Annotated in this window: 9 protein-coding genes and 2 rRNA genes (1 of these 11 cut by a window edge); 2 read left to right on the plus strand and 9 right to left on the minus strand. The window is 63.1% G+C overall.

From position 1 onward, the window contains the following. Positions 1-2645: ribosomal RNA gene (locus ECTOBSL9_RS08200) — 23S ribosomal RNA — on the plus strand (it extends 242 nt beyond the left edge of the window). Between the two features lie 105 nt (positions 2646-2750). Continuing rightward, positions 2751-2866, plus strand: a 5S ribosomal RNA gene (rrf, locus tag ECTOBSL9_RS08205). Positions 2867-3160: 294 nt separating this feature from the next. Here the strand turns inward: rrf and hemG are convergent. From hemG to menH, 9 genes are all read right to left on the minus strand, one after another. Continuing rightward, positions 3161-4501, minus strand: coding sequence for a protoporphyrinogen oxidase (hemG, locus tag ECTOBSL9_RS08210; protein ID WP_063464634.1), 1341 nt, complete (start codon positions 4499-4501; stop codon positions 3161-3163). 68 nt (positions 4502-4569) lie between these two features. Further along, on the minus strand, positions 4570-5280 hold the full coding sequence (ubiE, locus tag ECTOBSL9_RS08215; RefSeq protein ID WP_063464635.1) for a bifunctional demethylmenaquinone methyltransferase/2-methoxy-6-polyprenyl-1,4-benzoquinol methylase UbiE: 711 nt from the start codon (positions 5278-5280) through the stop codon (positions 4570-4572). A gap of 37 nt (positions 5281-5317) precedes the next feature. Continuing rightward, the gene (locus tag ECTOBSL9_RS08220) at positions 5318-5791 is read right to left on the minus strand and encodes an SRPBCC family protein (protein WP_063464636.1); all 474 of its coding nucleotides are present in this window, start codon (positions 5789-5791) and stop codon (positions 5318-5320) included. 88 nt (positions 5792-5879) lie between these two features. Continuing rightward, positions 5880-7370, minus strand: a complete 1491-nt coding sequence (locus ECTOBSL9_RS08225) for a DUF2867 domain-containing protein (RefSeq protein WP_063464637.1) — start codon at positions 7368-7370, stop codon at positions 5880-5882. Between the two features lie 126 nt (positions 7371-7496). Then, a complete protein-coding gene (locus ECTOBSL9_RS08230) occupies positions 7497-7931 on the minus strand; it encodes a hotdog fold thioesterase (RefSeq protein ID WP_063464638.1) in 435 nt (144 codons plus the stop codon). Positions 7932-7942: 11 nt separating this feature from the next. Continuing rightward, the gene (menE, locus tag ECTOBSL9_RS08235; RefSeq protein ID WP_063464639.1) at positions 7943-9379 is read right to left on the minus strand and encodes an o-succinylbenzoate--CoA ligase; all 1437 of its coding nucleotides are present in this window, start codon (positions 9377-9379) and stop codon (positions 7943-7945) included. Then, the gene (gene menC / locus ECTOBSL9_RS08240; RefSeq protein WP_063464640.1) at positions 9376-10389 is read right to left on the minus strand and encodes an o-succinylbenzoate synthase; all 1014 of its coding nucleotides are present in this window, start codon (positions 10387-10389) and stop codon (positions 9376-9378) included. The genes menE and menC overlap by 4 nt, the downstream gene beginning before the upstream one ends. A 286-nt stretch (positions 10390-10675) precedes the next feature. Next, positions 10676-11527, minus strand: coding sequence for a 1,4-dihydroxy-2-naphthoyl-CoA synthase (gene menB, locus ECTOBSL9_RS08245; protein ID WP_063464641.1), 852 nt, complete (start codon positions 11525-11527; stop codon positions 10676-10678). Further along, the gene (menH, locus tag ECTOBSL9_RS08250; RefSeq protein WP_063466087.1) at positions 11524-12309 is read right to left on the minus strand and encodes a 2-succinyl-6-hydroxy-2,4-cyclohexadiene-1-carboxylate synthase; all 786 of its coding nucleotides are present in this window, start codon (positions 12307-12309) and stop codon (positions 11524-11526) included. The genes menB and menH overlap by 4 nt, the downstream gene beginning before the upstream one ends. Positions 12310-12427 lie beyond the last annotated feature (118 nt).

Here is a 12427-nt window from a genome sequence, read left to right on the forward strand (position 1 = left end):
CGGCGAGCGAACGCGGATTAGCCCAAAAGTCAGTATGGTTTTAGTGGAACGGTCTGGAAAGTCCGGCGATACAGGGTGATAGCCCCGTACACGAAAAGGCCATGTTGATGAATCTGAGTAGGGCGGGGCACGTGAAACCCTGTCTGAACATGGGGGGACCATCCTCCAAGGCTAAATACTCCCTACCGACCGATAGTGAACCAGTACCGTGAGGGAAAGGCGAAAAGAACCCCGGAGAGGGGAGTGAAATAGAACCTGAAACCGTGTGCGTACAAGCAGTGGGAGCCTCTTTATGGGGTGACTGCGTACCTTTTGTATAATGGGTCAGCGACTTAACGTGAGTGGCGAGGTTAACCGTATAGGGGAGCCGTAGGGAAACCGAGTCTTAATAGGGCGCTTTAGTCGCTTGCGTTAGACCCGAAACCGGGCGATCTATCCATGGCCAGGGTGAAGGCGGGGTAACACCCGCTGGAGGCCCGAACCCACTAATGTTGAAAAATTAGGGGATGAGCTGTGGATAGGAGTGAAAGGCTAATCAAGCCCGGAGATAGCTGGTTCTCCCCGAAAGCTATTTAGGTAGTGCCTCATGTATCACTCCTGGGGGTAGAGCACTGTTATGGCTAGGGGGCCATCCCGGCTTACCAAACCATTGCAAACTCCGAATACCAGGAAGTGCGAGCATGGGAGACACACGGCGGGAGCTAACTTTCGTCGTGGAGAGGGAAACAACCCAGACCGCCAGCTAAGGTCCCCAAATCATGGCTCAGTGGGAAACGATGTGGGAAGGCCCAGACAGCCAGGAGGTTGGCTTAGAAGCAGCCATCCTTTAAAGAAAGCGTAATAGCTCACTGGTCGAGTCGGCCCGCGCGGAAGATTCAACGGGGCTTAAGCCATGTACCGAAGCTGCGGATTTGACCTAATGGTCAAGTGGTAGGGGAGCGTTCTGTACGCCTGCGAAGGTGTGTCGTAAGGCATGCTGGAGGTATCAGAAGTGCGAATGCTGACATGAGTAACGATAAGATGGGTGAAAACCCCATCCGCCGAAAGCCCAAGGTTTCCTGCGCAACGTCAATCGGCGCAGGGTTAGTCGGCCCCTAAGGCGAGGCAGAAATGCGTAGTCGATGGGAAACAGGTTAATATTCCTGTACCGCTTTATACTGCGATGGGGGGACGGAGTAGGCTAGATCAGCCGGCAGTTGGTGTCCGGTTTAAACGTGTAGGGAGTGCTTCCAGGAAAATCCGGTGGCACAATTCTGAGACGTGATGACGAGCGCCCATGTGGCGCGAAGTGGTCGATGCCAAGCTTCCAAGAAAAGCCTCTAAGCTTCAGGTATAGAGTGACCGTACCCGAAACCGACACAGGTGGGCAGGGTGAGAATCCCAAGGCGCTTGAGAGAACTCGGGTGAAGGAACTAGGCAAAATGGTACCGTAACTTCGGGAGAAGGTACGCCTCTGGTGGTGAAGGGTCTTGCACCTGGAGCTGCTGGGGGCCGCAGAGACCAGGCCGCTGCGACTGTTTATTAAAAACACAGCACTCTGCAAACTCGAAAGAGGACGTATAGGGTGTGACGCCTGCCCGGTGCCGGAAGGTTAATTGATGGGGTTAGCGTAAGCGAAGCTCTTGATCGAAGCCCCGGTAAACGGCGGCCGTAACTATAACGGTCCTAAGGTAGCGAAATTCCTTGTCGGGTAAGTTCCGACCTGCACGAATGGCGTAACGATGGCGGCACTGTCTCCACCCGAGACTCAGTGAAATTGAAATCGCTGTGAAGATGCAGTGTACCCGCGGCTAGACGGAAAGACCCCGTGAACCTTTACTACAGCTTCACACTGAACTTTGAACCTGCTTGTGTAGGATAGGTGGGAGGCTTTGAAGCCGGAACGCTAGTTTCGGTGGAGCCAACCTTGAAATACCACCCTGGCATGTTTGGAGTTCTAACCTCGTCCTGTTATCCAGGACAGGGACCGTGTGTGGTGGGTAGTTTGACTGGGGCGGTCTCCTCCCAAAGAGTAACGGAGGAGCGCGAAGGTACCCTCAGCGCGGTCGGACATCGCGCAGTGCGTGCAAAGGCGTAAGGGTGCTTGACTGCGAGACAGACACGTCGAGCAGGTGCGAAAGCAGGTCTTAGTGATCCGGTGGTTCTGTATGGAAGGGCCATCGCTCAACGGATAAAAGGTACTCCGGGGATAACAGGCTGATACCGCCCAAGAGTCCATATCGACGGCGGTGTTTGGCACCTCGATGTCGGCTCATCACATCCTGGGGCTGAAGCAGGTCCCAAGGGTATGGCTGTTCGCCATTTAAAGTGGTACGCGAGCTGGGTTTAGAACGTCGTGAGACAGTTCGGTCCCTATCTGCCGTGGGCGTCGGAGATTTGAGAGGATCTGCTCCTAGTACGAGAGGACCGGAGTGGACGTACCTCTGGTGTTCCGGTTGTCACGCCAGTGGCATTGCCGGGTAGCTAAGTACGGACGGGATAACCGCTGAAAGCATCTAAGCGGGAAGCCTTCCTCAAGATGAGATCTCCCTGGGCACTTGATGCCCCTGAAGGGTCGTTGAAGACTACAACGTTGATAGGCGGGATGTGAAAGCGCAGTAATGTGTGAAGCTAACCCGTACTAATTGCCCGTGAGGCTTGACCATATAACACCCAAGCAGTTTGAGGGTGTGCGGTCATCACAACATGACATGACAACATAGCCTGGAACTTTCCCGAATTGGTGATCCAAAAGGATCACACCCAGTTTGCCTGGCGGCCATGGCGAGTAGGAACCACCCGATCCCATCTCGAACTCGGAAGTGAAACTGCTCAGCGCCGATGGTAGTGTGGGGCTTCCCCATGCGAGAGTAGGTCACTGCCAGGCTCTTATCCCAAAACCCCGATCGGTTACCCGGTCGGGGTTTTTTTATGCCCGGCGGTTGGGGGGGCCTCAGGCTGCGTGCCCGCCGTCAGGGTAAAAAACATCCAGCCACATCCCTTCCGACGCTTCTGGCATTGTGCCCGCCGCCTCCCCTCATGCCCGGCCCTTCTCCCCTCAGGGGAGAAGGGAGTTGAGGGTTGCAGGGAGAAGGGAGCAAGAGGTGGAGGGCTGGGCATCCCCCTGCTTGAGCCCCTCTCCCGCTGGCGGGAGAGGGGTTGGGGTGAGGGTCGCTGCCCCTCAGGTCGCGCGACCCACCAGAGCCGCCTGCTCCGCCGTGAGGCGGCCGTTGCGCACGCAGTCGTTCATGGCGATGCCTCGGAAGGCGTTGCCTGTCAGGTGCAGGCCGCGGTGCTGGCTGGCCTGCTCCATGATGCGATCAACGGCTTCGATGTGGCCTACGGGGTAACCCGGGAGGCCCTTGGGCCAGCGCTTCACGATGGTGGCGTCCGGGGCCTTGTCGATGCCCAGGGCCTTGACCAGCCCCTCGCGGGATTCCTGGATGAGGGTTTCGGGATCCTGGTCCACCTTGTGGGGCGCGCGCTGGCCACCGAGCATGACGCGGATGCTCTTCATGCCTTTGGGTGCCCGATCAGGGAAGATGCTGCTGTCCCAGAGTACGCCCAGGAAGGGCAGTGGCGCCTTGGCGGTGGTGAGAAGGCCAAAGCCGTCCAGCGGGTGATCCAGTTCCTTCCAGCCGAAGCCGACGACGGCAATGGGCGAATAATCCAGTGCGTCCAGCTGACGGGATAATTCTGGATCCAGGTCGGAGAGCATGGGGGCTGCCGCATAGGCGGGGACTGCCATGATGATCTGATCGAAATCGTGCGTCTGCCCGCCCACCGCGAGCTGATAGCCGGTCTCCGTGGCGGTGATCTTGTCCACGGGGTGTCCCGTATGCCACTGGGCTTTGATCTTGGACTTGAGGTGGTCGACGATGGTGTTCATGCCACCCTTGAAGCTCATCAGCACCCCGCCGGGTCCGGCGCTTTGCTTGCGGCGCTTGATCATGCCTTTGAAGAGGCCTCCGTGCTCTTTTTCCAGGGAGGCCACCAGGGGGAAGGCGGCCTGCACGGAGACACGGTCGGCGGTGGTGCCGTAAATGCCAGCGGTCATGGCATCCAGGAAGACGTCGGTGAAGGCCTTGCCCAGGCGGCGATAGCCGAAGGATTGCAGGGTCTCGTCGCTGTCGTCGCGCTTGGCGGGTGTGAAGACCTCACCGGCCACGCGCAGTTTCTGCGGGAAGCTGAGCAGGCCGGACTTGAAGAACTTGCCCGGGCTGTCGGGAAACGGGTGCATGGCATCGGTGTAGATGAAGCGTTTGCGCGCTGCGTCCTCGCTGCGCATGAGCAGATGGGCGCCCTCGCAGTCTTCCACCAGCTTGAGCATGTCCGGCTTGTTGCTGAGGAAGCCGTTACCGCCCTCCTCGAACAGGAAGCCGTCCTTGTTCACCGTGTGCATGGTGCCGCCCAGGTGGGCGTTGGCTTCGAAGATGTGCAGTTCCGCATCGCTTCTGGAGCGATTGAAGTAGAAGGCCGTGCTCAGGCCGCTGATGCCGGCCCCGATGATTGCCACTCGCATGAGCGAATTCCCCGTGGATGATTGGATCGGTGATGAGGTGATTCAGAAAGGCAGGCCGGTGTGGCCACTCAGCCCGGCTTGCGGGCGATGAAGCGCGTGGAGATGCCGAAGGTGTCGTCCTTGACCTGCACCATCTCAAAGCCTGCGGTGGTGAGTTTTTCCACCAGTTGTTCCGTGCTGAAGAAGGCCTGGATGGATTCCGGCAGGTAGGTGTAGGCCTGGTTGTCCTTGGAGATCATGGCACCCACCTTGGGCAGTACCTTGTTCATGTACAGGCGGCTCATGCGGTCCATGAGGGTGGATTCCGGGTGACTCATGAATTCCAGGATGAGTACATGGCCGCCGGGTTCCAGTACGCGATGGAACTCCCGCAGTGCACCGTCCACGTCCACCACATTGCGGATGCCGTAGCTGATGCTCACCATGTCGGCCGTGCCATCTTCCATGGGTAGGGCCGTAGCCTCTGCTTCCTGGAAGTCGGCGTTCTTCACCTTGCGCCGGGCCAGGGTGAGCATGCCGATGGCCGGGTCCACGCCGGTGGCGCGGTCGATGGTGATGCCACTGGCCTTGCCGGCTTCCCGCCAGAACAGGATCAGGTCACCGGTGCCTGTGGCCACGTCCACCAGGTGCCTTACCGGGCGGCCATGGGCCTTGAGGGCCGCCAGGCAGCCGTTGCGACGCCAGCGCCGGTCCACCCCGAAACTCAGGATGCGGTTGAGCCGGTCATAGGTCGGCGAGATGTCGTTGAACATCTGGATGATGCGTTGCTGCTTTTCCATTCAGGGGTATCCCTTGGGATCTTGGCCCGGAGAGGCTTCAGTTTTGCCGGGGTGTTTCGGTGTTCCCTGCCTGGGCCGATGTGTTTTTGGCTTGATCCTCGATCAGTGCCCGGCGCACGCGCTCGAAGGCCTGACCGCTGATGTGATGCACCAGGGGACGGGCGGCCCGCCCCACGGTCTTGTCCAGCAGACGATTATGCAGATGATACTCGATCGACAGTTTCACCCGCGTGCCCCCGGGGACGGGGCTCAGACGGTAGCGACCGGTGTTGCGGATGCCGCTGAGCGACTTCCAGGTCAGTCGGTGGGGAGGCTCTTCTTCAACGATGGCCACATCCCAACTGAATACCATGCCATTGGCCCGGACCTTCCAGCGGTAGGTGGTGTCATTGAGCGGCGTGACCGACTCCACCGCGTCGGCATAACGTGGAAACTCGTCCACCCGGCGGATCAGGGCAAAGACTTCATCCGGTTCCGCCGGGAAGATCATGTCGTGATCGATGACCGGCATGGTTATGACCCCCGTGGGCTTGCTGTGGTGCAGTAGCGCCCGAGTATGCACGATGACGCAAGGGTTATGTCAAAGACGGCCCCGGGGGTCAAGTGCTTGCACGGGCTGCGGTTTCTGCCTGCCGGGCGATGCCCTGGGCCATGCCGGTGAACACGAAAAGATGTGCCGGGGCCATGGCGTACCAGTAGAGCAGTCCCCACACTCCGGCGGGGTGCCAGTAGTTGGTCACGTTGATGCGGGTTCCGTTCCCCTCCGGCGCCAGATCGATTTCCAGGACGCCCGCCCCCGGCACCCGCATGCCGAATCCCAGGGTCAGGCGCCGCCCTGGTTCCAGCCCGACCACGCGCCAGGAGTCCACCATGTCGCCCACCCGCAGTTCCGTGGGATGGCGACGGCCATAATTGCGACCGGGGCCACCCAGCATCCAGTCGGTGACTTCGCGGATCTTCCACAGCGGGTTGTAGGCGAAATACCGGTTTTCGCCGCCAATGGCAGTGACCACGGACCAGACCGACTCCACGGGGGCATCGGCCACGGCAGAGCCGCCGGCCGTCTTGGCGTAGTAGCTGTAGTCCAGGCGGTAGTCCCGGAACATGAACGCGCCCTCGGTCCAGCGGGCGGCCAGGGCATTTTCCGCTTCGGCTTCGAAGGCCGCGCGCACGGCGCTGCGAAAATCCAGCAGCTCCTGGGGCATGAGGCGTCGGGTCTCCTCATCCTCGGCCACGTAGTTCTCCTTGAGGCCTTCCACCAGGGCCCGGGCGATGGAGGTGGGCACTGACGTCACCAGACGCAGCCAGTAGGAGGAGAGCTTGGGCGAGAGCAGGGGCACGGGGATGATCAACGGCGGCTTGTGCCCCGCCTCTTCGGCCATGATGCGCATCATGCGACCATAGGTGAGGTACTCCGGCCCGCCGGTGTCCAGAATGCGACCGGCGGCTTCAGGCACGTCGGGCGCCCGCTGCAGGTATTCCAGCAGATTGTCCAGGGCGATGGGCGGTGAGGTGCGCGAGACCCACTTGGGTGTGACCATCACCGGCAGGTGCAGCACCAGATCACGCATCACTTCAAAGGCGGCGGAGCCGGGGCCCACAATGATGCCGGCGCGCAGCTCGGTGACCGGGACCGGACCGCGCCGCAGTTCGTCTCCGGTCTGACGTCGGGAGACGATATGTTCGCTGCGGGCAGAGGCCGGGGCGATACCACCCAGATAAACGATACGCTGGACACCCGCGTCGGCGGCAGCCTTTGCGAAGTGGCGGGCTGCCTGAACATCCAGCTGGCCGAAAGATTTCCCGGCCCCCATGGAGTGCACCAGGTAATAGGCCGTTGTCACGCCTTCCAGTGCCGGGGCGAGGGTCTCGGGTTTGAGGGCGTCGGCGGCGACCAGTTCTGCATCATCCCAGCCCCGCGCCTGGAGTACGCTCAGGCGCCGGGAACAGGCGCGCACACGGGCCTTGCCGGAGGCCAGGAGCCGGGGAACCAGATTGGAGCCGATGTAGCCGCTGGCGCCAAAGACCAGGGTGATGGGACGTTCGTCCCGCTCGCCCTCGCCGTGGATATGCTCGTTGTCTGTTGCCATGAAAACCTCCCCTCCTAATGGTCCTGCAGCAGTCACTACCGTTGCCCCTTTGGGGCTCAAGCCCACCCCCGTCCTACAGAGGAGGCCCCCGTGGGAGCGGCTCCCCGATGGGGTGTGGCACCCTGATCATGCGCTCCTGGTATCGGCCGGCGCCTCCGTCAGCATGGTGGTGAGTCGAGCAATGCAGATCTCCCGCTCCTGATCGTCCCGAATGCGGATTTCCCACACCTGCGTGCGACTGCCCACGTGCACCGGACGGGCACAGCCGGTCACCTGACCCTGGCGGGCCGGTCGCAGGTGATTGGCATTGATCTCCAGTCCCACGGCCATGTAGCCCGGTGCCGAGGCCAGATGCGCCCCCACGCTGCCCAGCGTCTCGGCCAGCGCCACCGAGGCCCCGCCATGGAGCAGGCCGAAGGGTTGGCGGGTGCGCTCATCCACGGGCAGGGTGCCATGGACCGCATCATCGGTGATTCGGGTGATGCGGATCCCCAGGGACTGCATCAAGGTGTCCCGGGTGATGTCATTGAGGGCGTCGAGGTCGACAGGGCGTTTCCACATGGGCCACTCTCTCAAGAGGGTGTTTGTCCTTCAGGATACAGCACCCGGGCCCCCTTGGCCTCGGCCCTTTGGGTGAGTTCCTGCCGTCTGATCTTCATCCCGGACTGTGAGGGCAGCACCTGGAAGTCGACGGGGACCATGAAGGGGGGCAGTCGCTCGCGCAGCCAGATGCGAAGCGCCTCGGTCTCCACGGGGGTGTGGACCTTCAGAAAGGCCACGGGCCGCTGGCCGAACTCCCGATCCGGGCGGGGCACCACCACGGCCTGAATCACATGCGGGTGCTGATGAAGCGCCTGTTCCACCGTTTCGGGCTGGATGTTTTCGCCACCGCTGATGAACTGATTGTCCAGTCGTCCGGTGATGCTGAGGCCGTGGTGGTTCCAGTGGCCCAGATCACGGGTGTGAAACCATCCGTTGGCATCGGTGGCCGGGTCGGTGGCGCCGTCACGCAGATAACCCTTGAACAGGGTGCCGCCGCGTACCAGGAGCTCGCCGGCCTCATCTACCCGGCACTCCCGATGCGCCAGTACCTGGACCGATCCCCCGGGGGACTGGCTGAGCACCTGGGAACTCATCTCGGTGAGGCCATAGCTCATCCAGCAGGGCAGACCCCGCGCTCGCGCGGCCTCCAGCAGGGAAGGGCGCACCGGCCCGCCGCCCAGCAGGATGGCCTTGAGCCGGGGCAGAGGCCGGTCCTGTTCCAGCAGACGCTGCAGTTGGGTTTCCACCATGGAGAGATGGGTCACACCGGTGGCTGCCAGGTGATCCGCGTCTTCGGCCCGTCCTCCCGTCACCAGGGATGCGCCCCCCAGCAGACAGCGAAACAGGATGGCCAGCCCGCCCACGTGGAACAGGGGCAGGGAGAGCAGGTAGCGATCCCCCGGTGCCAGGGGGATGGCCTGGTTGGCCCCTTCGGCACTCAGCACATGATTGGCGTAGCTGTGCATCGCCACCTTGGGCTGACCGGTGGACCCGGAGGTGAGTACGCCGGTGCGGATGTCATCTGCCGGGAAGGTGTGTTGAAGTTCTTCGGTGGGTGTCGGGGCTGGAGGGTGCACACCGGCGGTGGGGCTCGTATCAGCGCCCGGGGCAGCATGGACCGCCGCCCCGGGTGTGGAAATCCACCAGGGCATGGCATGAGCCCGCACGAGTGCTTCCAGGGAGGCCAGCGGCATGGCCGGGTTCACCGGTAGCAGGCGCGCTCCGGTGCGCAGCACGGCGAACAGGTCCGTCAGGGTGTCCGGGCTGCGGTCGGCGCTCAGTACAACCCATTGGTTGGGCATCACCCCCTGTGCCTTGAGTGACAAGGACCGCTCGGTGACGCTTTCCGACCACCGGGCAAAGCTCAGGTGGGCCTGCCCCGGCAGGACCATGGCTGTTTGCCCGGGCCATCGCCGTGCCGCCTCATCCAGCAGACAGGGCAGGGTGTGATCAGCACCAGGGGTCATGTCCAGTGCCCCAGGCAGTGCAGATCCTCACGGCCCAGTACCGGCCGGGCAGCATGTTCGGGCTGGCTGCGGATGGGTTCGATGAGGGCGTGGGTGAAGGGCTCGAAGGTGTCCAGGCCTTGAGGGCCAGTGAGGCCCCAGTGGGCGGCCAGGCGGGTGTACAGGTCCAGGGTGAGGTTGCTCTCATAGGCGGCACTGAGTACCACGCCCAGCCCGCGCGCCCTGGCGGCCCGGACCCAGCCCTCGGCGCGCCCAAGGCCGGTGAGCATGGGCTTGATCACCAGAGCCGCCAGGCCGGGGGTGTCCAGTCGGGCCTCGATGGCGGTGACGGAGGTTTCCCGCAGGGTCTCGTCCCAGGCAAAGGGCAGGCCGGTGGCGGTGAACCATGCTCCATAATCACTGCCGGGCAGCAGGGGTTCCTCGATGAAGGCCACATGGCGGTGATCGATCCGCTTGCTCAGATCCCGGGCTGTGTCCAGGGTCCAGCTACGGTTGGCATCCAGGCGCAGTTGCTGGCCGTCCCGTAACTGCCTGATCAACCCTTGAATGCGCTGCGCATCCTCGGCAGGCGGTGCACGACCCACCTTGAGCTTGATGCAGGGTGTCTGTGGGACCGTGCGCGGGTCAGCGTCGTGGCGCAGCAGTTGGCAACGGGGCAGGGGCTGGGCCGGGGGCAGGGGGATGGACCATTGCAGATGCCCGCTTTCCAGGCCGAAGCGTACCTCCGGAAAGAGTCCGGGGTGCCCGGGGTTCAGTCGATCCTCAAGCGAACCTGTCCCATGGAGCAGGCACTGTAACTGGTGGGTGCAGGCTGCGAGGTCATGATCGCTGAAACCCGGCAGGGGGCTGATCTCGGACCAGATGACCCGCTGATCCGCGCCCTGCCACTCCATGAGCAGCCCCTCCCGGTGGGGCAGGGTGCACGGGCCCAGGGCCAGGGGCTCCCGCAGGGGCAGGCGGTAGTGCCAGAGGGTGAGGCGTGTCAGGGCTGGGTCGGCACTTGAGTTCATGGGACCCTCGCAGCCGATGCCTTCCCGGGAGTGGTCCTGGCCGCGAAGCTGTGCCCACCGAGATCTCCGTGTCTGGGCTCACTGTCGGGGCGGGACTGTCTCGGGGGGGTGAGTCTGTCCGCGGGACGTCGTGAATACATCCCTGTAGACTTGGGCGCCGCTTCCATGCGGCGCACACCCGCTCCCAGCCCCACCCCCCCGAGACGGTCGGGATACTCTGGGGCTTCGCCTGTTCGGGACTTCGTGGCCAAGGCCGCTCCCACGGGGGCTACCTATTCGAGAGCACTCAGGGCTGGCGCCGGAACTTGCCAAAGTCCGGCTTGCGCTTTTCCAGGTAGGCGTTGCGACCTTCCTGGCCTTCTTCGGTCATGTAGAAGAGCATGGTGGAATTGCCCGCCAGTTCCTGAATGCCCGCCTGGCCGTCGGTGCCGGCGTTGAAGGCGGACTTGAGCATGCGCAGGGCGATGGGGGAGTGTTCCAGGATCTGGCGGCACCAGGCCACGGTTTCCTGTTCCAGTTGCTCCAGGGGCACCACCGTGTTCACCAGGCCCATGTCCAGGGCCTCCTGGGCGTTGTACTGGCGGCACAGGAACCAGATCTCCCGGGCCTTCTTCTGGCCCACGACGCTGGCCATGTAGCTGGCACCAAAGCCGCCATCGAAGGAACCCACCTTGGGGCCGGTCTGGCCGAAGCGGGCATTCTCGGCAGCGATGCTCAGGTCACAGATCAGGTGCAGCACATGACCCCCGCCGATGGCATAACCCGCGATCATGGCGATCACCGGCTTGGGGCAGGAGCGGATGTCCTTTTGCAGGTCCAGCACGTTCAGGTGATGCACGCCCTGGTCATCCTTGTAGCCGGAGTCGCCCCGCACCCGCTGGTCACCGCCGGAACAGAAGGCCAGGTCGCCCTGGCCGGTGAGGATGATCACGCCCACGTTCTCGTCGAAGCGGGCATCGGCCAGGGCCTGCTGCATCTCCTTGACGGTGAGCGGCCGGAACGCATTGCGCACCTGGGGGCGGTTGATGGTGATCTTCGCGATCCCCTCCGCCTTGTGATAGAGGACATCCTGGAAGGCGCCACTGTGATCCTGCCAGTCGGCGGCGGGGATGATGCTGGAGGTGCTGGCTGTACTCATGGGCTGTGCATGCTCTTGGTAACGGTCTGCTGGCCACAGCAGGTGCGATGAATGATGCGGGCCACCGTTTCCGGGGCCTCGGCGTGGCAGTTATGCCCCAGACCATCCAGTTTGACAAGTTCAAGGCCGGGGCAGCCCTGGGACCAGCGTTCGCCCAGGGCGGAGAATTTTTCATCCTGGCGCCCGGAGATGAAGGTGCGCGGGATGTTCAGCCCCGCCACCCCGGGGATCAGCGGGGGCTGATGACCCAGGCTGCCGGCACGTAATGCCCGGGCAAGGCACTGAGGGTCCTGTGGGGCGCGGAGGGCGATGAAGTTCCGGCGGCGGGCGTCATCCAGGGAGGCGAAGACGGGTTGGCGATACCAGGCATCCAGCACATGGGGCCAGGGACCCTGTTCCAGACGCCGCGCCCAGGTCTCGTCGTGATCCAGGCGTGTCTGGCGGTCAGCAGGACTGTTGAGCCCCGGGTGGGCGCCTTCCAGAACCAGGGCCGTGATCCGGTCGGAGTGTTGCGCCGCCAGCCAGGCAGCAATGCGTCCGCCCATGGAGTACCCGGCCAGGGCGAAGCGATCCGGCAATTGTGCCTCCAGCCCGCTCCAGACCTGTTCACAGTAGGCCTCGAATGGCCGGTGTGCCCCGGTGGGAGCCAGGGGGGCGTGGCCATGCCCGGGTAGATCGGGGGCGATGCACCGAACCCCGGCCGGCAGATGACCGATCACTGCCTTCCAGTCGTCACTGCGGCCCATGAAGCCATGCAACAGGACCAGGGTGAACGCATCCATCAGATGATGCCCCCCAAGCCACAGCAACACCTCCGGGAGCGGGCCTCGCCCGTGAAGATCGAAGCCCCATCATTGCGGTGGCCCCAACCCCCTTCGCGGCCGGGGGCCGCTCCCACAA

The sequence above is a fragment of the Ectothiorhodospira sp. BSL-9 genome (genome assembly GCF_001632845.1).
GTDB lineage: Bacteria > Pseudomonadota > Gammaproteobacteria > Ectothiorhodospirales > Ectothiorhodospiraceae > Ectothiorhodospira.

What these genes read in the sequence shown, in the direction of transcription:
- ECTOBSL9_RS08225 (WP_063464637.1), bottom strand. Translation starts at nt 7,370, where the DNA reads ATGGCAACAGACAACGAGCATATCCACGGCGAGGGCGAGCGGGACGAA.
- menC (WP_063464640.1), bottom strand. Translation starts at nt 10,389, where the DNA reads ATGAACTCAAGTGCCGACCCAGCCCTGACACGCCTCACCCTCTGGCAC.
- hemG (WP_063464634.1), bottom strand. Translation starts at nt 4,501, where the DNA reads ATGCGAGTGGCAATCATCGGGGCCGGCATCAGCGGCCTGAGCACGGCC.
- menH (WP_063466087.1), bottom strand. Translation starts at nt 12,309, where the DNA reads ATGGATGCGTTCACCCTGGTCCTGTTGCATGGCTTCATGGGCCGCAGT.
- ECTOBSL9_RS08230 (WP_063464638.1), bottom strand. Translation starts at nt 7,931, where the DNA reads ATGTGGAAACGCCCTGTCGACCTCGACGCCCTCAATGACATCACCCGG.
- ECTOBSL9_RS08220 (WP_063464636.1), bottom strand. Translation starts at nt 5,791, where the DNA reads ATGCCGGTCATCGATCACGACATGATCTTCCCGGCGGAACCGGATGAA.
- menB (WP_063464641.1), bottom strand. Translation starts at nt 11,527, where the DNA reads ATGAGTACAGCCAGCACCTCCAGCATCATCCCCGCCGCCGACTGGCAG.
- ubiE (WP_063464635.1), bottom strand. Translation starts at nt 5,280, where the DNA reads ATGGAAAAGCAGCAACGCATCATCCAGATGTTCAACGACATCTCGCCG.
- menE (WP_063464639.1), bottom strand. Translation starts at nt 9,379, where the DNA reads ATGACCCCTGGTGCTGATCACACCCTGCCCTGTCTGCTGGATGAGGCG.